This window comes from Thioalkalivibrio sp. ALE16, assembly GCF_000381305.1.
Taxonomy (GTDB): domain Bacteria; phylum Pseudomonadota; class Gammaproteobacteria; order Ectothiorhodospirales; family Ectothiorhodospiraceae; genus Thioalkalivibrio.
This window is the reverse complement of sequence record NZ_KB906356.1, coordinates 45,692-65,314: the sequence shown is the minus strand read 5'-3', so window position 1 is coordinate 65,314 and position 19,623 is coordinate 45,692. Positions and strand designations below refer to the sequence as shown.

At 65.8% G+C, this 19,623-nt stretch carries 17 protein-coding genes; 5 read left to right on the top strand and 12 right to left on the bottom strand.

Annotated features, from left to right (window positions below):
• Positions 1-169 precede the first annotated feature (169 nt).
• On the bottom strand, positions 170-1,972 hold the full coding sequence (locus tag F627_RS0103770; RefSeq protein ID WP_019583325.1) for an ABC transporter ATP-binding protein: 1,803 nt from the start codon (positions 1,970-1,972) through the stop codon (positions 170-172).
• 259 nt (positions 1,973-2,231) lie between these two features.
• Here F627_RS0103770 and F627_RS0103765 point away from each other — a divergent pair, with 259 nt between their 5' ends.
• Both F627_RS0103765 and F627_RS0103760 read left to right on the top strand, forming a co-directional pair.
• Positions 2,232-3,842, top strand: coding sequence for an AMP-binding protein (locus tag F627_RS0103765; RefSeq protein ID WP_026332016.1), 1,611 nt, complete (start codon positions 2,232-2,234; stop codon positions 3,840-3,842).
• A 43-nt stretch (positions 3,843-3,885) separates the two neighbouring features.
• Positions 3,886-4,581, top strand: coding sequence for a class I SAM-dependent methyltransferase (locus F627_RS0103760; RefSeq protein WP_019583323.1), 696 nt, complete (start codon positions 3,886-3,888; stop codon positions 4,579-4,581).
• Positions 4,582-4,605: 24 nt separating this feature from the next.
• Here F627_RS0103760 and F627_RS0103755 read toward each other — a convergent pair whose 3' ends face one another.
• The 4 genes from F627_RS0103755 to F627_RS0103740 are packed head-to-tail and all read right to left on the bottom strand — an operon-like array spanning position 4,606 to position 7,559.
• Positions 4,606-5,619, bottom strand: a complete 1,014-nt coding sequence (locus tag F627_RS0103755) for a glycosyltransferase (RefSeq protein ID WP_026332015.1) — start codon at positions 5,617-5,619, stop codon at positions 4,606-4,608.
• On the bottom strand, positions 5,616-6,503 hold the full coding sequence (locus F627_RS0103750; RefSeq protein ID WP_019583320.1) for a hydrolase 1, exosortase A system-associated: 888 nt from the start codon (positions 6,501-6,503) through the stop codon (positions 5,616-5,618). Before F627_RS0103750 ends, F627_RS0103755 begins: the two co-directional genes overlap by 4 nt.
• Positions 6,500-7,303 (bottom strand): hydrolase 2, exosortase A system-associated, encoded by an 804-nt coding sequence (locus F627_RS0103745; protein ID WP_019583319.1) that lies wholly within the window; start codon positions 7,301-7,303, stop codon positions 6,500-6,502. The genes F627_RS0103750 and F627_RS0103745 overlap by 4 nt, the downstream gene beginning before the upstream one ends.
• Positions 7,304-7,310: 7 nt before the next feature.
• A complete protein-coding gene (locus F627_RS0103740) occupies positions 7,311-7,559 on the bottom strand; it encodes a phosphopantetheine-binding protein (RefSeq protein WP_017941958.1) in 249 nt (82 codons plus the stop codon).
• Positions 7,560-7,827: 268 nt separating this feature from the next.
• On the opposite strand from F627_RS0103740, the gene F627_RS0103735 reads away from it, so the two are divergent.
• The gene (locus tag F627_RS0103735; protein ID WP_018881909.1) at positions 7,828-9,651 is read left to right on the top strand and encodes an asparagine synthetase B; all 1,824 of its coding nucleotides are present in this window, start codon (positions 7,828-7,830) and stop codon (positions 9,649-9,651) included.
• A 791-nt stretch (positions 9,652-10,442) separates the two neighbouring features.
• Here the strand turns inward: F627_RS0103735 and F627_RS0103730 are convergent.
• The gene (locus tag F627_RS0103730; protein WP_018880435.1) at positions 10,443-10,709 is read right to left on the bottom strand and encodes a type II toxin-antitoxin system RelE/ParE family toxin; all 267 of its coding nucleotides are present in this window, start codon (positions 10,707-10,709) and stop codon (positions 10,443-10,445) included.
• Positions 10,693-10,938, bottom strand: coding sequence for a DUF6290 family protein (locus F627_RS0103725; RefSeq protein WP_018881910.1), 246 nt, complete (start codon positions 10,936-10,938; stop codon positions 10,693-10,695). Before F627_RS0103725 ends, F627_RS0103730 begins: the two co-directional genes overlap by 17 nt.
• A gap of 439 nt (positions 10,939-11,377) precedes the next feature.
• Between F627_RS0103725 and F627_RS0103720 the strand changes: the two genes are divergently transcribed.
• On the top strand, positions 11,378-11,671 hold the full coding sequence (locus F627_RS0103720) for a type II toxin-antitoxin system RelE/ParE family toxin (protein ID WP_019583318.1): 294 nt from the start codon (positions 11,378-11,380) through the stop codon (positions 11,669-11,671).
• Between the two features lie 9 nt (positions 11,672-11,680).
• Positions 11,681-11,998, top strand: a complete 318-nt coding sequence (locus F627_RS0103715; RefSeq protein WP_026279226.1) for a HigA family addiction module antitoxin — start codon at positions 11,681-11,683, stop codon at positions 11,996-11,998.
• A 510-nt stretch (positions 11,999-12,508) separates the two neighbouring features.
• On the opposite strand, the gene F627_RS0103705 is transcribed toward F627_RS0103715, so the two are convergent.
• The 5 genes from F627_RS0103705 to F627_RS0103685 all read right to left on the bottom strand — a co-directional run bounded on the left by F627_RS0103705 (position 12,509) and on the right by F627_RS0103685 (position 19,578).
• Positions 12,509-13,873, bottom strand: coding sequence for a phenylacetate--CoA ligase family protein (locus F627_RS0103705; RefSeq protein ID WP_019583317.1), 1,365 nt, complete (start codon positions 13,871-13,873; stop codon positions 12,509-12,511).
• Positions 13,874-13,875: 2 nt separating this feature from the next.
• Positions 13,876-15,135 carry a glycosyltransferase gene (locus F627_RS0103700; RefSeq protein ID WP_018881912.1) on the bottom strand — a complete coding sequence of 420 codons (1,260 nt, stop codon included), beginning with the start codon at positions 15,133-15,135 and terminating at the stop codon, positions 13,876-13,878.
• The gene (locus F627_RS0103695; protein ID WP_026280832.1) at positions 15,125-16,342 is read right to left on the bottom strand and encodes a TIGR04063 family PEP-CTERM/XrtA system glycosyltransferase; all 1,218 of its coding nucleotides are present in this window, start codon (positions 16,340-16,342) and stop codon (positions 15,125-15,127) included. The genes F627_RS0103700 and F627_RS0103695 overlap by 11 nt, the downstream gene beginning before the upstream one ends.
• Positions 16,343-16,355: 13 nt before the next feature.
• A complete protein-coding gene (locus F627_RS0103690; RefSeq protein WP_019583316.1) occupies positions 16,356-18,251 on the bottom strand; it encodes an XrtA/PEP-CTERM system amidotransferase in 1,896 nt (631 codons plus the stop codon).
• 202 nt (positions 18,252-18,453) lie between these two features.
• A complete protein-coding gene (locus F627_RS0103685) occupies positions 18,454-19,578 on the bottom strand; it encodes a TIGR03088 family PEP-CTERM/XrtA system glycosyltransferase (RefSeq protein ID WP_019583315.1) in 1,125 nt (374 codons plus the stop codon).
• Positions 19,579-19,623 lie beyond the last annotated feature (45 nt).

The following is a 19,623-nucleotide window of genomic DNA, read 5'->3' as shown; positions in this document are numbered from 1 at the left end:
CTTTCCTCCGTTACTGCGGTGCACCGCTTACGCATTAGAACCACTGCCCGCAGAACGGCCCGTCTGGTCTTGGAAGGCGCGGGTATCAACGGGAAGCTTTGCGTTCGTCACGTGTGCTCCAAGCGGGTCAGTGTGGCGATAGCGGTCGCAGGGGTTAGACCCAGTACCATCAACTTGCGCTGGCCGCCAGAGTCTTGAAGGAGCCACTCCGCTCGGAGAGCTCCTCCCAAGTCCCCGCATCGACTACCCGCCCCTTTTCCAGAATAAAGATCCGGTCGCAGGGGGCGACGGTTGTCAATCGGTGAGCAACGAGGATGATCGTTTTGTTCCCGGCGAGTTTGTGAATGGCATCCATGACGGCGCGCTCGGTGGCGTTATCGAGCGCGCTGGTCGCCTCGTCGAAGAACAACACCTCAGGGTCGCGATAGAGGGCGCGAGCAATACCAATACGCTGGCGCTGACCGCCGGAAAGCCGGGTACCCCGTTCGCCCACGATTGTGTTGTAGCCGAGAGGAAGCTCTCGGGTGACAAAATCATGCAAGTTCGCGAGACGGGCGGCTCGTTCTACGGCCGCATAATCGATCCGGGAGGACGGAACGCCGAGGGCGATGTTCGCAGCAACACTTTGGTCCGCCAGGAAGATGTGCTGTGGAACATAGCCGATTGCTTGGTGCCAATTGCGCACGTTGCGGAGCCCAAGGGGTTCATCGTCGATCCGGATTTGGCCCTGGTTCGGTTCGAGCAGCCCCAGTAGCAGGTCTAGCAAGGTGCTTTTTCCCGCGCCGGACGAACCGATGAACCCGACGGTCGTCCTAGCCTCGATGGTTATCGAAACATCGCGGACCGCCGGCTCATCGTGACCGGGATAGGTGTATGCAAGATCCGTGGTGGTTAGAACTGACCTGGGCGCCAGTGGCGCCACTCCATCTGCGGTTTCGGTCGAAAATTCGGCCCGGGTCGGATGGCCAAGATCCTGAAGGATGTTGTCGACTGCAGCGACATTGAAACGCAGCGAGGCAAACTGCTGAAAGATCTTCTGGAACGCTGGGATCAGTTGCCGGCCCGCCAGTGCATATACCCCGATCAAGGGAAGAGCCGTGGCAAGGCCTCCGTCGCCAGCCATCAGAAACAGGACCAGAAGGAGAACCCCGCCAAACGCGATGGCTTCGATCGCATACTGTGGGATCTCTTTTAGCAGGATCGCGTTGGCCTGATGGCTGGCAAATCGCTTCGATGGGCGCCGGTAACGCTCCAGGTAGTCTCGCTCACGCCCGAGAAGGCGGATCTCCTTGGCACCAGCGAAAGCCTCCGCTGCTGCCGTAAAGCGCTCCCGGTTTGCCTCCACTCGATCCTTGCCGATGCGGTTCAACCAGGTTCGCGCGGCAAGGTAGATGCCCGCGTAGATACTGCCGAGCCCAAGGGCGACGGTGACCGCCAGCCAAGGCTGGACCACGACCAGGAGCGTGATAATCGATAATGCCAGAAGGCCCTGGCTCACCAGCTTCATGGCCGGCATCAATGCGCCATTGATGGCCTGAGTCGTCTCCTGCAGAACGGTCTTGGCAAGGTCGCCCGAATTGCGGTTTAGGAAAAACGTGAACGGCCGGCTGAGGTAGTCGCCCATCAGCCGCCGCGAAAGCTCGTACTGCTGCATGTGGGTGAACCGCGTGATGGCCCACTGGTTCAGGGCCTGGAGTGCGGTTCCGCTGACGAAGAGCACAAACGCCGCCACACCCAGGAAGTAGAGAAAGCTGCCGGTGGACTCGAACCCCAGCCATTCGTAGGCGAGGCGCAGCAGCTCGTTGTCGTGGACCATGTTCGGGTCGGACAGTACGGCCAGGAACGGCATGACCGAGGCAATGCCCGCGGTCTGCATAAAGGCCGTGACGATCATGAGAATCACCAGAAGCCCGACCTTCCCGCGATCGCGGGGGTCCAGCAGGGCATTCAGCTTGCGCAGGGTTTGCAGCATGGTTTCGCCGACCCGGATCCTTCATGCGAGGGGCCTTGGCGACCCACGGGGGAACCGCCATCAGGCAGCCGTTAGCCCAGCCTGGCGGCTGGCTTCTCGTTTCGATTGTACGAGATGAGGTGATCACCGATGCTCTCGTTGACGGCACCGTGGACGCGCGAGCGCACAACGGCGCGAATGGATGCCCAGTGCGAGCCGACCGGAAGATCCCGGAAGCCGCGTCGGACAAGGGTTTTGGAGCAGATCGAGGGCCGCAGCCATGCCAAACGCCAGGCTAACGAGGGGTGTTCTGACAGGCTTCCTGCGCTCGGCGGAACGATTCCCCGACCGCCCTGCGCTGGACGTAGAAGGCCACGTGTTCACCTACCTCGAGCTATTCGAAGCGGGGACGAATGTCGGTCATGCGCTGCAACATGCCCTGAGTGCAAGCGAACCAGATCGGGTCGGTGTACTGGCGCAGCGGTCGCTGCCGATGTACCAGGGCATCCTGGGCACCCTGATGGGCGGCCATACTCTGGTCCCGTTGAACCCGGGCTTTCCGACGGAACGCACGCTCGCCATGGCCGAGCAAGCCGATCTGTCGGCGCTGCTGGTGGATCATCAGGGGCTGGAGCGGCTCGATGAATTGCTGGGGGCATTCTCCCGCCCGCTCGTGATCCTGCTGCCCGATGCCGAGCGGCTGGACGAGCTCCAGGCGCGCTGGCCCGGACACGACTTTCGGGTGGCCGGAGACGCCGCTCGACGCACGGACTGGGTACCGGCGGCCGTATCACCGGACAACCTGGCCTGCCTCTTCTTCACCTCGGGCAGCACGGGCATACCCAAGGGCGTGGGCGTACTCCAGCGCAATGCGGCGCGGTTTGTGGAGATGTCGCTGGAGCGCTACCGGGACTTCGGCATCAATGAGACTGACCGCTTTTCCCAGTTCTACGACATCACCTTCGACTCGTCGATGTTCGATCTGTACGTCTCGTGGGCCTTTGGCGCCTGCCTGTGCTGCCCGTCCGCAAAGGAGTGGTTCAACCCCAACCGCTACATAGCGGACAAGGCCCTTACGGTGATCGACATCACGCCCTCGGCCGGGCACGGGATGAACCGTCGCAACGGCTGGGCGCCGGGGCGTTTCCCGGATCTGCGCCTGTGCCGCTTTGGCGGCGAGGCCCTGTCGGCGGAACTGGCCGCGGCAATGGCCGTCGCCGCGCCCAACGCCTGGATCGACAACGCCTACGGCCCTACCGAGTGCACGGTGGATGCCTGTTTCTATCGCTGGGACGCGGAGCAATCGCCGGCCGAGTGCGAACATGGAATGGTCCCGATCGGCTATCCGGGCAACCAGGTGGAGCTGCGGGTGGCGGACGAGGCCCTGCAGGAGGTGCCGGTCGGGTCCGAGGGCGAATTACTGATCAGCGGCCCCCAGGTGACCCCCGGCTACTGGAAGGACCCGAAGCGCACGGCGCAGGCCTTCGTGCAACTTAAGGACGATCGCGTGCACTACCGGACCGGGGACCTGGTGCGCCGCCCGGGCCCGGGCGAGCCGATCATCTTTCTCGGGCGCCTGGACCATCAGATCAAGATCGGCGGGGTACGCATCGAGCTCGGCGAGGTAGAGGCGGCGCTGCGCGAGGCCGCCGGTACGGACCAGGCGGTGGCTGTCGGATGGCCGCGAACGGAAAGCGGCGCCTCCGGGATCGTGGCCTTCGTGGTCGCGGAAGGCGCCGACGAAGCAGTCCTGCGCGACCGGCTACGCCAGCGCCTGCCCGCCGTGATGATCCCGCGAATCATCCACTCGCTGGAGAGCCTGCCGTTGAACGCGAACGGCAAGATCGACCGCAAGGCGCTTGTCGCGCAGCTGGAGACCACTGAGGCATGAAACACATCCCCTGTTCCGACTGCACAAGCACCCGGACGAGCACATGACGGATGCACTTGCGCGGCTGCGCGCCTCCCTGCGCAAAAATGGCTGGTGGCGCACCCTGATACTCATCCCGCGAAACATCCTGTTCCATCTGACGGACTTCGATCGCAAGTACTCTACCAATACCGGGATGCAGGCCGAGGATGACGCAGGTCTGCCGCAGGAACATGAAGGCTACGAAGGTGCACCGCCGCGTCTGTTCCATCGGATCGTGCGCTCTCTGCAGATCGCCCCCAGCCGCTACGCCTTCATTGATCTGGGCTCAGGCAAGGGCAAAGCGCTGCTGCTCGCCTCGCACCACCCATTCCGCCGCGTGATCGGGGTCGAGTACAACGCGCGTCTGAACGACATTGCCACCGAGAACGCACGTCTCTACCAACATCCGGAACGCAAGGTAGCGAATATCGAGACCGTATGCGGCGATGCCGGCGCATACGACCTGCCCGCAGGCGACTTGCTGATCTATCTGTTCAACCCGTTCAGGGCCGCCATCATGGAACGGGTGCTCGCAAATCTCGAAAACGCCATGCGGACCGAACCACGGGAAGTGCTGATCGTGTATCAGAATCCAACCCAGAGAAGGCTGCTGGACGCGGCTCCGTTTCTGGAGCTGGTCACCTACCGCGAATACCGCACCAAACGCTTTCGCAAAATGCCGATCGGCCGGGTTGCGATATACCGCAGCCGTACTTGATCGCCCGAGTGCAGCCCGGAACTGCTACCGGCGCGGGGCGCGCACGGATTTGAGTGCGCTGAGCCCGAGATAGGCCCAGGACTTCGGGCGCAGCGGGCGCTGCCGGATCGACTGCAGAAACGCATTCCGGGCGATACGCGGGCTTGCGCTCCAGTAGTGATGGTAACCAAACGTGAACCAGGCATCGCCAAGCCGCTCGCGCACGGCAGCGGCCGGGGTTTCGTCCCCGTTCGGCCCGACCCGCCCCCAGCGCGCCAGCGCGCGCTGGACCACCTCGACTTCGTAGTTCACATCCGGGTATTTGGTGATGCAGCCGGCGCCGTGTAGGCGGTAGAGCGCCGTGACGCGATCCAACTGCCGGTACTCGGACAACCGCGATGCGCGAATCCAGTAGTCGTAGTCCTGGCCGCGCTTGAGCTGCGGATCGAACTCGCCTACCTCGTCCACCAGCTGCCGCCGCATCATGACGGTAATGGTGTGCGGCAGGGACTCCATCAAGAGCTGGTTGTAGACCCAGCCGGAGCCCTCCGCGACCACGCCCGGGGCCTCGCGCACCGGCACCTCGGGGGCCGCCATCTGCGAGGGCGGCGGGAATGCGCCGTCGGCGCCGGGCTTCCAGGAGAGAAAATGGGTATGGGTAAAACCGATCTCCGGATGCTGCTCCATATACATCACCTGCGCGGTGATCTTGCCCTGCAGCCAGATATCGTCGGAGTCGATAAAGGCGATGTACTCCCCGGTGGCGGCTGCGATACCCGCGTTGCGGGCCACGGCCGCGCCCTGGTTCTGCTGCGTCAGCAGCGTCAGTTGATCGCCATAGCCCCGGATGATCTCCACGGTGCCGTCGGTGGAGCCGTCGTCCACCACGATCAGTTCCAGGTTCGGGTAGTCCTGCTCCAGCACGCTGTCGATGGACTCGGCGATGTAGGCGGCGGTATTGAAGGCCGGCATCACCACCGATACCCGCGGCGCACTGCTGCTCGCCCTCGGTGCCTCGGCGGGGTTCGTATTGGTGCTGGGCGGCGTGGTCGCGGTCATGTAGCTCCCCGATTGGGAGCAGTCTGCACCCAGTCCTGTGTCCAGGCGGCCACCCGATCGCGCCATTCGCGACGCGAGAACGTGTGGTTGGCCTGCGGCAGCTCGCGCAGGGTCACGCGCGGCTCTGCCAGCAAGCCCTTCCAGGCCGGGGCAGCGGTGGCCACGTCGCGAAACTCGGCCGCGGTCAGATCATCGCCGCTGAGGATCACCAGGATCGGCCCGTCGAAGCGCCGCCAGCCCTCCGCCATCCGATCCGGCAGCGGGCCATTGCCCAGATCGGCGCGTGGGGCCTCGGGGTTACTGGAATCGCCCTGCGTGCCTCGCGAGCACAGGGCGGCGCCAGTCATGCGCGCGAGTGACTGGACCGAGGTCCAGGGGTTGAAGCGACCACGCAGGACACCGACCCAGAACTCCCGGCTGAACAGGCGCTTGAGGTAGTAGGTCTTCAAGTACGCGCGGGCCAGGCCTTCGTCGGTCCGCACCCAGGGGTTGGCCAGCACCAGCCCCGCCACGCGGGTATCTCGCCAGGCATAGAACAGGCCGGCCGAGGCGGCACCGCACAAGCCCCAGATCACGACCTCGCGCAGGTCCGGCACCTGCTGCGTAAAGGTATCCATGGCCGCGCTCATGTCTTCATGCACTTCTTCGTAATCGCGCTGGCGGCCGGTTGCATCCCCCATGCCGCGAAAGTCGAAGCGGAATACCGGGATGCCTTGCGCCGCCAGGTGGCGCGCGAGCAGCAGGAACTGGCGGTGACTGCCCACTCGGTACTGCGGCCCGCCCACGGCAATCAGCACACCACGCCGGGCGCCCTCCGCGCCGGGGTGCAGGATACCCAGCAGTTCCTCCTCCCCCACCCGGAAGACAACGGCACGCTCGCTCATGCCAGGGCCTCCAGGCACTGCGTGGTCGCCTCCAGCAAGCGCGGCACCTCGATGATGTCCTGGGTGGACCAGAAGGCATCGCCCCCGACCACGCGGGCGTCGACAGCGGCACCGGCCTCGCGCCAGCGTTCGACCATGCGCTCGCTCGCCGGCGGCAGCGGGGCATCGTCCTGTGCTGCGATGTCGAGCCAGGCGACGGATGCCGCCCGGGGCTGCTCGAGGCGGGCGATGGCAAGGCGCTCGGCCAGGGCGGGTGCCAGGGTGTAGCCCGCCACCTCCAGCGCTTCGCCATCCCGCAGCCGCGAACGCAGATCACCGGTGGATTCCTTCTGCCCGCCCATCATCCCGGCAGCCATGCGCAGGCGGAGAAACTGGGTCAGGTGCTGTTCGCCATTGGTGACGGGCGCCCAGTAGATCGCGGCGGCGGCCTGTTCGGCACGCGCGGCCAGGAAGTCGCCCGCCAGCAGACAGCCGGCGCGCAAGCCCCAGACCAGAAGGGGAGCCGGGCACCAGGCCTCGAGGTGGTCATTACAGCGGGCGAGGTCATCCAGCCAGAGGTCCCAGTCGGCATCGCCGAAGTCGCCGCCACTGTCGCCGCATCCGTAGAGATCCGGGATCAGCACCGCATACCCGGCCTGCGCCATGCGGCGAGCCTGCAGGTTCACCATGCGGCGGGACTTGTTGAGCTCTTCGGCGAACGGCGGGAAAAACAGCACACGGCCACGGACGGAAGGGCCTTTCGGTCGATGCAGCACATGGAACACCGGTCCGGCCTTGCCCTCCAGGAACCCGGCTTCCATGACCGAGCTAGTCCAGCTTGGCGTCGATGAAATCGGCGAGGGTGCCAACCGTCTCGAAGGTCTCGGCGCTGACGTCGTCGTCATCGATCACAATGTCGAAGTGGCTCTCGATCGCGGTGATCAGCGAGACCACCGCCATGGAGTCCAGTTCGGGGACGCCGCCCAGCAGCGTGGTGTTGCGGTCGAACTGCTGCGCACGTCCATTCAGGCTGAGGGCGCTGTCCAGCAGATTGCGGGTGTGATCGAGGGTCGACATATGAAGGTTCCTGAAGGCGGGTATCCGTGCCCGACCGGAGATGCGGGTTACCCGGCAGGTTACCGTATCTGCACAGGCTGTCCAGATCGTCCCCGACAGGCCGCGGGCCCCGCGTGATCGGCTCGTTAACCTCCTGCACCCGGCCCGCCTTCGAACGCCCGACCCCGGACGTAGAATGGGGACCCATACGGCACGGATCGCCGGGCCCACGCCCGGGTGCGTACATCAACCAGCGTTTCCCTGGACCGACCAGGCAACAGGCGGACGGATGGCGGGACTTTGTGGATGGTTCGCGGTCAATGCCGCATCCCCGGGCGACGCCCTCGAGGCCCAGGGAGCGGCCCTCACGGGGCTCCCCGGGGCACGTGAATCCCGGTGCACGAACCGCCTGGGTGGTTGCCTTGTACGGGGCGGCTGGACCGCGCAGGAAGGGGACGTCATCGCCGCGATCACCGGCCACCCGCAATGGCGCAAACCCGCGCTGGCGGAGTGTGCGCGCGAACGCGACCCCGCGCAGGCTCTGCTGGAGGCCTGGCGGCAACAGGGCAGCGGCCTGTTCGAACAGATAACCGGCGACTTCGCGCTGGTCATCGTGGATGCAGGCCAGGGGCACCTGGTAGCCGGCACCGATCGTCTGGGCCAGACGCCTTTGCACTTTGCACGGCTGAATGGCGGCGTGGCCTTCGGCACCACCGCGGGGAGCGTGATTGCCCATCCAGCGGTCGCCACCGAGGTGACGCGCGAGGGGCTCTACCACTACTGCTTCTTCCACATGCTGCCAGCCCCGGTCAGTCTGTTTGCCGGACTGGAAAAGCTGCCCGCGGCGCACTGCCTGATCCACAACGGCGACCGGGCCGAAGTGAACGCCTACTGGCGCCCCGTCTTCGCGGAGGACGGCAGCGCCGCGCCGGCAGCGCTGGAACAGGAGCTTCGCGAACGGGTACAAATCGCGGTGGACCGGCGCGCGGACTCGCCGCGAACCGGCGCCTTCCTGAGCGGCGGCCTGGACAGCTCCACGGTCACCGGCATGCTCGCCGGCATCCAGCCCGGGGCGGACAGCTTCAGCATCGGCTTCAACGCGCCCGGCTACGACGAGATGGAGTATGCGCGCATCGCCGCGCAGCACTTCGGCACCCAGGCACACGAGTACTACGTGACGCCGGAAGACGTCGTCGAGGCCGTGCCCCGGATCGCCGCCAGCTACGACGAGCCCTTCGGCAACTCCTCCGCGCTGCCGGCCTACTTCTGCGCCCGCATGGCAAAGGACGCCGGCGTCACCCGGTTGCTCGCCGGCGACGGTGGTGACGAACTGTTCGCCGGGAATGCGCGGTACGCCAAGCAAGGGGTGTTCGAACACTGGGGCCGGATCCCCGCGCCGCTGCGCCACCACCTGCTGGACCCGCTGTTCACCCGCCTTCCGCGCGGCCTGCCCTTGGCCGGCAAGGCCCGCAGCTACGTGGAACAGGCACGCATCCCGCTGCCGGACCGCCTGCAGACCTACAACTACCTGCATCGCCTGGCGCCGGAGACGATGTTCGAGCCGGAGTTTCTCGCAGCGGTGGACACCGAGGGCCCCTGGGAGCTGATGCGGCGGATCTACTCTGAGCCAGATTCGGCATCATCCCTCAACCGCATGATGTACCTGGACTGGCAGCAGACCCTGGCCGACAACGACCTGCGCAAGGTCGCGGAGATGTGCCAGCTGGCCGGGGTAGACGTCGCCTTTCCGATGCTGGACGACGACCTGGTGGAGTTCTCCTGTCGCGTGCCGTCGGACCTCAAGCTGAAGAACGGTCGCCTGCGCCACTTTTACAAGGAGGCGTTCACCGGCTTTCTGCCCGACGCCATCATCGACAAGAAGAAGCACGGCTTCGGCCTGCCGTTCGGCGTCTGGATGCAGGAGCACGCCCCATTACAGGAACTGGCCTACGACAGCCTGTTACGCCTGAAAGGCCGCGATTTCCTGCGCGACGACTTCATCGACGAACTGATCCGTCTGCACCGCGAAGGCCACGCGGCCTATTACGGCGACTTCGTCTGGATCCTGATGATGCTGGACCTCTGGCTGGAGTCGCACCCCGCCGCCCGCTAGCCGCCTGCGCTCGCTATTTGTTCACCACGAAGCGCACGAAGGCACGAAGAAGGGCAAGGTCAAGGACGGTTACACCACGGAGGACACGGAGGACACAGAGGGCACGGAGAAGGGCTGGATTAGGGTTGGTAGGTCTGGTGATCGCGTCCTGTCTGACACTGTCCGGCACCGGGGTGTCGCAGGCATGCTGTAAAGACAGCACAAGAATTTCTTCGTGCCTTCGTGTGCTTCATGGTGAATTCAATCCCTTCAGGTCAAGGGCGGGTCACAGGAAGACGGGAAGAAGGGAAGGCTCAGGCTGAAATGACTCGGCGTCGACTGCCTGGAACTCACCCGTCTGCACCGGTTTCCATCTCCCCTCATCTGGGCCGCAGCACACAACCATTGTCATCCCGGCAGCAGCAAAGCGAAGAGCCGGGAGCTTGCACATAGAAGCTGCCCCAGGCGCCCGACCAAGCCCCGACGTCGGAGATCCCGGATAACCGCTGCGCGGTTTCCGGGATGACATCTGGGCGGCGGAGTTCGGACTCAAGTCCTTGTGGGCTTCGGTGGTCGCCTGCATCCGCCGCGCTGGGGATACCCCGATCACCCGGCATGCCTCGGCACCACCTTCACGAATCTTCCCTCACTTCCTGTGAACAAGCCCTCCTTCGTGCCTTCGTGTCCTTCGTGGTGAACCCGGTCTTTTCCCTCTGCGCACTCCGTGCACTCTGTGGTGAAACAACCTCTTCAGGGCACCTGATTAGCAATGAGAGCCAGCCAGTCGCAGGAACCAGACGGGTTGTCTGCCATTAATCGTAAACCTCTTTCCGGTGTCCAATCCGCACAACCAGTACCACCAATGACTCGTCACGCAGCTCGCAGATCACACGGTAGCCCCCAACCCGATAACGCCATAGCTGGGTAAACCGCCCCTTGAGCGGTTTCCCGAGCTCTCGCGGATCATCCAGATGGGCTACACGCTCCTCCAGATACTGGCGTATGCGCTGGCGGGCCTTCCGGTCGAGTTTCTGCACCGCCTTCCGGGTCGAATGAGCGTACTCAATCCTCCAGGTCACGCCAGAACTCCTGGGAGCTGATTACCTCTTCCTCGCCGCTCCGGATACGTTCCAGCGTTTGCTCGGCCAGGTAGATGTCCTCCAGGTCTTCCAGGTGCTCCTCGATGGCTTCTCGGATGTAGTATGTGGTCGTGCGGCCCGTCTTTTCGGCCAGAGCTTTCAGACGCCCATACGTCTCTTTCGGGAGCCGGACAGCCGTTTGACGGGTATCTCCTGTACGTATGGTCATAATGTAATATCCGGTGGTATGCGCGCATACCATAGTACATCACATGCCTAGGTGTGTTCACCACGAAGCGCACGAAGGCACGAAGAAGAGCTAGACCAGGGTTGGTAGGTCTGGTGATCGCGTCCTGTCTGGAGCTGTCCGGCATCGGGGCGTCCCAGACATGCTGTAACGACAGCAAAAGAATTTCTTCGTGCCTTCGTGTGCTTCGTGGTGAATTCAATCCCTTCAGGCCAAGGGCGAGTCACAGGAAGATGGAAGAGTGGGAAGGCTCTGGACGGAAAGACACTTTCATCCGGGCCGCAGCGCACCACCATCGTCATCCCGGCCGCAGCGAAGCGGAGAGCCGGGATCTCCAGGCCCTGGCGCCCACGCCCCCTTCGCCGCCCTTCGACCCTTTTCTGGTTTTGGAATAGCATGGAGTCCGTGATACCGTGCTTTCATGATTGTATGCTTCAAGGATCGAGGCACGGAAGATATCTTCAACGGCCTTTCGTCGAAGGCTGCTCGCAAGGTCTGCCCACAATCCCTGTGGCGGATTGCCGCAAGGAAGCTGGAATTGCTGGATTCGGCCGTAACCGTTGAGGAGCTGAGAATCCCGCCGGGTAACCGATTGGAGGCCTTGGCAGGAGGTCGAAAAGGCCAGTACAGCATTCGAATCAACGAACAGTATCGGGTCTGCTTCGCCTGGACAGACGCCGGGCCCGACCAGGTCGAAATCACGGATTACCACTGAGGCAGAATCATGGTCCGCATCCCTACCCACCGGCAGCCGACTCACCCCGGTGAAATGCTGGCGAAAGAGTTCCTGGAGCCGATGCACATCTCCCAGCGCCAACTGGCGGATGCGCTCCATGTGCCGTATCAGCGCATCAACGAGCTGGTGAACCAGAAGCGCGGCATTACCCCAAGCACGGCGCTGCGTCTGGCACGCTTTTTCGGCATGTCGCCCGATTTCTGGCTGAATCTTCAGGTGCGCTGGGATTTATTCAAGGCCCAGCAATCGGAACAGGCCGATCTGGAACAAATCCGCGAATTCAGTTCGTGGAAACAGACTGCCTGAGCCGGGTTCGCCGCAAGGACGGGTAACAGGAAGACGAGAAGAGCGGGAAAGCTCTGGATGAAAAGACACTGTCATCCCCGCCGCAACGCGGCCACCACCGTCATCTCGGCCGCAGCGCAGCGGAGAGCCGGGATCTCCAGGCCCTGTCACCCACGCTGCGCAACCCCCAACGAGATCCCGGATAACCGCTGCGCGTTTCCGGGATGACGGCACCGGGTACGCAGTAGCGGGCAGGATGCCTTTAGCGCAACAAAACGCATCGCGGCCTCGACCACGTCCACGCACAAGACACCGGCTTCGCAGCTCACCTGCATACGTCGCGCGGGTGGTTACCCCGCTCACCCGGCATACCCCGGTACCACTCTCACAAATCTTCCCTTCTTCCCTCGCTTCCTGTGAACGAGCCCTTCTTCGTGCCTTCGTGCGCTTCGTGGTGAACCCAATCTTTCCCCTCCGTGTGCTCCATGCCCTCTGTGGTGCAAAAAATCCACGTCGGCACGGGGAACGACATCACCCGGATCGATCGGGGGCGGGAACGCGGCAGACGACGTGGCGGTGCTTGCCGTTGGGCTCCGGGGGGATGACATCCACGACGTGGACCTCCACATGGATCGCCTGGCCCAGTGCGTCGACAATCGCGTGGCGCAGTCGCTCCTCCACCTCGGTCGGCAATGGAGCGGCCAGGTTCAGCAGAACCTCGACGCGATTCCGGTCGTGCTGGATGACCTTGTAAGCGCGCAGGCCCGGCAACTCGCGCATCAGGTAGTTGAAGCGGCTGCCGTGCACCCAGGCGCCATCCACCGCGATCAGACCGTCATTGGCGCGGCCCTCGATGTTGCGCAGCAGCGGCAGGCCGCGTCCGCAGGAGCAGGGTCGCGGGTCCAGCGCCCCCCGATCCCCCGTGCGATAACGGATGAACGGGAACCCCGGCCCCGTCAGGTTGGTGACGACGATGTTGCCGGACTCGCCGGGTGACACCGGCCGGTCCTCGTCGTCCAGGATCTCGACGATCAGGGCCTCGGCCGTGATGTGCATCCCACCCGCCGGACACTCACGGGCGATGAACCCCGCGTCGCGCGCACCGTATTCGTTGGCCACCCCGCAGCCCAGCACATCGCCGATCACCTCGCGCCACTCCGGCCGCAGGACCTCCGAGGTGGTGAAGGCGACGCGGATCCCGAGGTCGTCCAGTCGCTGCCCGCGCTCGCGCGCGCGCCAGGCGACGCGGGACAACGCCGACGGATAGCCGAACAACATGCGCGGGCGCCGCAGCCGGATCTGCTCAATGATCCGGTCGAGCCGATCCGGATTCAGGTCACGGGCTGGCACCAGATGCGAACGGAACAGGCGATCGCGCCAGGCCCGTACGCGATTCTGGGCCTCGTTCTCGACCGCGGACCCCCAGAGCACGAGTTCGCGATCACCCACATCCACACCCCACCAGCGCGTCGCTCGCCAGCGAGCGGCAATGTCCATCCCGATACGATCGGCGCCCAGCCAGAAGCTCAGTGGCTCGCCGGATGATCCGCTGGTGTGGTGCTCTTCCAGGTTCCCCGCGCCTTCCGCGCGCCAGGCCACGCCCTGTTCGCGGATCAGCACCTTGTCGACGACCGGGAGGCGCTGGAGATCATCGATGCCAGAGAAATCGGCTGGCGCCCCTCCCTGCTGCGCCCACCACTCCCGATAGAATGGCACCTGCCGTGCAACCTGCTCCACGAGGTGCCGCAGCCGCTGGTCCTGCAGGTGCCGCAGGCCCTCAGCTGTCCACCACTGGCTTGCCTCCAGGGCCCGCAGGTGGCGCACGGTTGGGTGGCCCTTGAGCCGTTCCTGCAGCGGGAACAGCCCCCGCGCGACGCATTGCGTGTAGAGCCCCATGTTCAGCCGGAGCGCGCGGCCCCGGGGGCCGCAGCACGATCTGGGGCCACGATCTGCTCGAAGGCTGCGACCAGTTGCGGGATGCGCGTCTCCCAGGCGTTCTCCCGCGCATGCGCCAGGATGGCCTTGCGATCCCAGTCGCGTTCAAGGGCCTCCTTGAGAGCGCCACGCAGCGCGTCATGGTCACCGTACGGGACCACGATGCCGACCTGATCGGAATTCACCACCTCGGCGTTGCCACCGACACGAGTGGTCACGATCGGCAGGCCACAGGCGGAGGCCTCCAGGAAGACGTTGGCCCAGCCCTCGAACCGGGTGGCCAGGACAAACACATCGCCCGCCGAATAGACGAAGCGCAGATCGTCGGGCGCCACCTGCCCCAGGAACCACACCCGCGCCTCCAGACCCAGCGTCCGCACCTGCTCACGCAACTCCGCCTCGTTGTTGCCCTCGGGCGTCGCCCCGCCCGCAATCACCAGATGCAGGTCGGGCTGCGTGTGCAGCAATTCGGGCAGCGTCGCGATCACCCGGTGAAAACCCTTGCGCTCGGTCAGCCCGCCCACCGACACCAGGAAACGGCCTTCCTGCGGCAGACCCAGACGCTGCCGGGCCGCGGCCCGGTCCTCGGGGCGGAAACGCGCCAGGTCCGCGCCGTTGCCGACCACCTGGACATGTCCGGGCGCCTGCCCCCAGGCAATCGCATCCTGGCGTAGCGAGTCCGCCACCGAGAACACGCGGGCGGCCGCGCTCAGCGCCCGGTTGATCTGGCGCCGATGCAGGGCGCTACCCGCAAAGCGCGTCAGGCTCCCACGCAGGGTGATGGTGTAGGGGCAGCGCAGCCAGCGCGCCAGCCAGCGGGCGGCCACGCCGTCGGGATACACAAAGTGCGCGTCGATTACGTCGAATCCGAAGTCACGCCGCAACCGCCGCATCAACCGGAAACTGCCCAGCGCCAGGAAGAGCCCGTCGGTCCACTTGAGCACGCCGGGGAAACAAAAAAACCGGGGGTGGTAGACCGCAATGCCGTCCTGCTCCTCGTAGCGCGGCAGCGGGGGGCGCGAATGCGGCCTGAGACGCCCGAGCAATCCCTGGAACGGAAACCACGGGGCCGGTGCCACGACGACCAGATCCAGGTGTCCGGCCACCCGCCGCATGCGTTCGCGCACGAACAGGCCGAGGTTCGGCTGCGCGGCGTTCGGATAGACACGGGTGAAGACCACGAGCCGTGGACGTCGGCCCGGATGACGCCGATCACCGGGCATGGGCGGGCTCCACGACACCCCGCAGACGTTCGTAAATCGCCTGGTAGCGGGCCACACTCCTCGCCCAGGTGCGTTCCCGCTCGACAAAGCGGCGCCCCGCGGCGCGCACCGCATCCCATTCGGGCTCGCGGGCCAGGGTGTCCAGTACGGTGTTCGCCAGTGCCTCGGAATCGTCGGCCGGAAACAGCCAGCCGGTCTCGCCGTGCCGGATCAGTTCCTGGTGGCCGCCCACGTCCGAGGCCACCAGCAGTCGCCCCTGGGCCATCGCCTCCAGCGGCTTGAGCGGGGTGACCAGTTCGGTCAGCCGCATCGAGTGCCGGGGGTACACGAGCAGGTCGACCAGGTCGTAGTAGCGCTGTACCTGGTCATGCGGCACACGGCCCGCAAAAACAACCTGATCTGCGATGCCCAGGCGTCGGGCCTGCTCCTGCAGGCGTTCCGCCTGCGGGCCGCCACCCACCAGCAGGATGCGCACATCGGGCGCCTGCTCGCGGATGCGCGGATACGCTTCCAGCAGCAGGTCCAGCCCCTCGTAGGCATAGAACGAGCCGATAAAACCGAGCACGCGGGCGTCTCCCAGCCCCAGTTGCGCCTTCAGCTCGGCATCCGGCGCCCCGCCCAGGCGGAAGGCCTCGGCATCCACGGCATTGGGGATCACGGTGACCCGGTCCGGAGGGATGCCCCGGGCGACGATGTCCTGGCGCAGGCCTTCGCAGATGGTGGTCACATGGTCCACCCGGCGAAACACGTGTGTCTCGAAGCCGCGCGTCAGGCGGTAACGCAGCCCGTGTTCGCGGCTGGTCCCGTGATCCACCGCGGCGTCCTCCCAGAAGGCCCGGACCTCGTAAACCACGGGGATGCCGAGACGCCGCCCTACCCGCAAGGCCGGCAGCGCGTTGAGCACCGGGGAATGCGCATGCAGGACATCCGGCCGCACCTCCCGGGCTACGGTCTCGAGGCGTCGGGTCAGGGCACGCATCAGGCCCCACTCACCCAGCCCCGGCAGGGTCCGCGGGCGATAACGCGTGCGGTAGAAGTGCAGGCCGTCGACATCCTCCTCGTCCGCATCCACCGCCCCCTGCTTGGGGCTGGTCAGATGAAACGTCTCCCAGCCCAGCCGGTGCTGCTCGCGCAGGATGGCGGCGGTGCGGAAGGTATACCCGCTGTGCAGCGGGATAGAGTGATCAAGGACGTGCAGGATTTTCATCATCACCCCCGCATCAGGCCGCCGAGCGCGCCAGAAAGCCCTCGAACATCAGCAGCGACCACAGTGCCGGGCTGTGATCGCGGGCGCCGCTGACGTGCTGGTTCACGAGGGTCTTGAGGAAGTCCATGTCGAAGATGCCGGAGTCGGCGATGCGCGGGCCGAGGACCTGGGCCTGCATGCGCTCGCGCAACGGGCCGCGGAACCATTCCGCAACCGGCACGGAGAACCCCTTCTTGCGGCGGTAAAGGATCTCCTCCGGCAGGTAGGGCTCCATGGCCTTCTTGAACACGAACTTGCCCTCGGGGCCGCGCAGCTTGAGTTCCGGCGGCAGCCCCGAGATCCACTCGACCAGCTGGTGGTCGAGGATGGGGACCCGGACCTCCAGCGCATGCGCCATGCTCGCGCGGTCGACCTTGGTCAGGATGTCGCCCGGCAGGTAGGTCTTCATGTCCAGGTACTGCACCAGGGACAGCGGGTGTTCGGTGGGCGCGCGTTCCGCGTGCCGGCACAGGACTTCCAGCGCGCCGTAGCCCTGCAGCGAGCGCCGGAATGCCGGCGAAAACAAGTGCGCGCGCAGATCATCGCGCAGGATGGAGACGCCCTGGAAGTAGCCTTCGATCGAATCCCTGGACAGGGCCTGAAAGGTGGCCTTGGCGCGCAGTGGACGCGGGGCCCAATCCGCCTTGGGATAGAGATGCGCGAGTGTGCCGAACAGCGGTCGCCGCAGCCCCAGCGGCAACGGTGCGCGCAGACGCTCCTCGGCGAGATGGTGGCGATAGCGGCGGTAGCCCGCCAGGTTCTCGTCGCCACCATCCCCCGACAGGGCCACCACCACCTGCTGCCGCGCCTGTTCGCAGACGCGGTAGGTCGGCAGCGCGGAGCTGTCGGCAAACGGTTCGTCGTACAGCCCGCTCAGGCGATCCAGCAGCGCGAAGTCGTCGGGATCGACCTCCCGCGTATGGTGGTCGGTGTGGTAGCGCTCGGCCACCAGGCGCGCGTAGCGGGACTCGTCGTAGGCGGGATCGGCAAAGCCGATGGAGCTCGTGCGCACCGGGTCGTCGGACAGCCCCGCCATCATCGCAACCACCGCGCTGGAGTCCACCCCGCCGGAGAGAAACGCGCCCAGCGGGACGTCTGCCACCATGCGGATGTCCACCGCCTCGCGCAGGCGGGCGGTCAGTTCCTCGGCGGCCGTGTCCAGGTGCGTGACGCCGTTGTCCGCGAACGGCACGTCCCAGTATTCGCGCGGTTCGCTCAGGTTGCCCTGCCCGCGGTGTACGGTCAGCGTGTGGCCGGGCGGCAGCTTGTGCACGCCGCGGAAGATGCTGCGCGGCTCCGGGACGTAGCCGAAGGCGAAGTAGTCCTCCACCGCATGCGGATCCATGCGCCGGGGCAGCCCCGGATGCGCCATCAGCGCCTTGAGCTCCGAGCCGAAGATCAGGTGCCCGTCGGCCAGCGCGCTGTAATAAAGGGGCTTGATCCCGAGGCGATCGCGGGCCAGGAACAGGGTATCCCGGTTGCGGTCCCAGACGGCGAAGGCAAACATGCCGCGAAAGCGCTGCACGCAGGCCTCGCCCCACTCCTCCCAGGCATGCACGATCACCTCGGTATCGCAATGCGAGCGGAAGCGATGGCCTGCCTGCTGCAGCTCGGCGGTCAACTCGGGGAAGTTGTAGATCTCGCCGTTGTAGGTCACGACGACGGTCTCGTCCTCGTTGAACAGCGGCTGCTGCCCGCTGGCCAGGTCGATGATCGACAGGCGCCGATGCGCCAGCCCCACACCCGGCTCCAGATGCACACCGCCCTCGTCCGGGCCCCTGTGAAACTGGGTCTCGTTCATCGCCGCCAGCAGGGCCCGATTGACCGGCCGCCGGTCGCGCAGATCGAAGATGCCGGTAATGCCGCACATGTAGGGATCCTGATTGCTTCCTTGCCTGGGCGTCGGTCGAATTCGGGCGATCCACGGCCAGGTCGACACTGGGCGGTGCCGCCGGGCGGACACCGGTTCGGGCCGGGCCCTCGCACCATCACGGAAAATCCAGAATAAACGACAACCCCGCCACCGAGCGCCCGCGATTCGCGCCGTGGGGCGGCTGGCGTTAGCGCCACAACTAACGCCGGGCCAGTACCCGGTCGTATACCGCCATGTAGCCCTTGACCATCGCCTCCATGCTGAACGCCGCCTCGGCCCGGGCGCGGGCGGCCTGTCCCTCGCGTGCGGTCCGCGCGGGATCGGCGGGATAGGCCATCAGCGCGCGGGCCATCGCGTCGGGATCCCCCGCCGGCACCAGTGCCCCGGTCACCCCGGGCTGTACCAGATCGGGGTTGCCCCCGACATCCGTCGCGACCACCGGCAGGCCGGTCGCCATCGCCTCGAGGATGGTGTTGCAGATGCCCTCGGCCAGCGACGGCAACACGAACAGGTCCAGCGCCCGCAGGCAGTCGGCGACGTCTTCCCGGGCGCCGGGGAGCCAGGCCTGGTCCGCGACCCCGGCCTGCTCCAGGAACTGAACGACCTCGGCACGCAAAGGCCCATCCCCGATCATCACCAGGCGCAGGCGCGGAAAGGCCTCCGGCAGGAGCTCGCGCAGCGCGACAAAGGCCCGCGCCAGATCCAGTGGCGCCTTGACCGCCTGCATGCGCATGACCGAACCGATCACGAACGTGCCGGGGTCCCGAAATGCCTGCGGCAACGGGGACACAAAGCCCTCGTGCGGCGGCGCGAAGCGGCCGGTATCCACACCATTGAAGATGTGCGACAGGCGTGCCGCGGGCACCGCGATGGCCTCCCGCAGATAGCCCGTCTGGTGCTGCGACAGGGCGATGTAATGCCCCACCAGTGGCCGCACCAGGCGGCGCAGGCGGCGGTTGCGGTCACGTGTGCCGTCGAGGTCCCCGACATCCCAGCCGTGCTCGCCGTGCACCCGCGCCCGCACCCCGGCGAGCGCGGCGGTCACCTGCGCCTCCAGCGTGCCGAAGTTGCGGGTATGCACGATGTCCGGTTGCAGGCGGCGCAGCAGCCGCCACAGGCGCAGGTGCACCCGCGGATCCTTGCCTTCGCGCTTGTGCAGGGCGTGCAGGGTGACATCGTCCCGCTGGAGGCGTCGGCGAAAGTCGGTGTAGTCCGTCATGCAGATGATCGCGTGGCGGAAGCGATCGGCCGGCATGTGATTGATCAGGTTGACCAGCCCGTTCTCCATCCCGCCGATATCCAGGCGATGGATGATGTGGGCCACACAGGGGCGCTGATCACCCTCCCGGGCCACGGGTACGGAGGCGCC

Bases quoted from the DNA above. Each gene is read 5' to 3' on its own strand.
- F627_RS0103695 (WP_026280832.1), bottom strand. From the start codon at position 16,342: ATGAAAATCCTGCACGTCCTTGATCACTCTATCCCGCTGCACAGCGGG.
- F627_RS0103745 (WP_019583319.1), bottom strand. From the start codon at position 7,303: ATGGAAGCCGGGTTCCTGGAGGGCAAGGCCGGACCGGTGTTCCATGTG.
- F627_RS0103735 (WP_018881909.1), top strand. From the start codon at position 7,828: ATGGCGGGACTTTGTGGATGGTTCGCGGTCAATGCCGCATCCCCGGGC.
- F627_RS0103705 (WP_019583317.1), bottom strand. From the start codon at position 13,873: ATGGGGCTCTACACGCAATGCGTCGCGCGGGGGCTGTTCCCGCTGCAG.
- F627_RS0103755 (WP_026332015.1), bottom strand. From the start codon at position 5,619: ATGACCGCGACCACGCCGCCCAGCACCAATACGAACCCCGCCGAGGCA.
- F627_RS0103760 (WP_019583323.1), top strand. From the start codon at position 3,886: ATGACGGATGCACTTGCGCGGCTGCGCGCCTCCCTGCGCAAAAATGGC.
- F627_RS0103740 (WP_017941958.1), bottom strand. From the start codon at position 7,559: ATGTCGACCCTCGATCACACCCGCAATCTGCTGGACAGCGCCCTCAGC.
- F627_RS0103750 (WP_019583320.1), bottom strand. From the start codon at position 6,503: ATGAGCGAGCGTGCCGTTGTCTTCCGGGTGGGGGAGGAGGAACTGCTG.
- F627_RS0103725 (WP_018881910.1), bottom strand. From the start codon at position 10,938: ATGACCATACGTACAGGAGATACCCGTCAAACGGCTGTCCGGCTCCCG.
- F627_RS0103770 (WP_019583325.1), bottom strand. From the start codon at position 1,972: ATGCTGCAAACCCTGCGCAAGCTGAATGCCCTGCTGGACCCCCGCGAT.
- F627_RS0103715 (WP_026279226.1), top strand. From the start codon at position 11,681: ATGGTCCGCATCCCTACCCACCGGCAGCCGACTCACCCCGGTGAAATG.
- F627_RS0103700 (WP_018881912.1), bottom strand. From the start codon at position 15,135: ATGCCCGGTGATCGGCGTCATCCGGGCCGACGTCCACGGCTCGTGGTC.
- F627_RS0103765 (WP_026332016.1), top strand. From the start codon at position 2,232: ATGCCAAACGCCAGGCTAACGAGGGGTGTTCTGACAGGCTTCCTGCGC.
- F627_RS0103720 (WP_019583318.1), top strand. From the start codon at position 11,378: ATGATTGTATGCTTCAAGGATCGAGGCACGGAAGATATCTTCAACGGC.
- F627_RS0103690 (WP_019583316.1), bottom strand. From the start codon at position 18,251: ATGTGCGGCATTACCGGCATCTTCGATCTGCGCGACCGGCGGCCGGTC.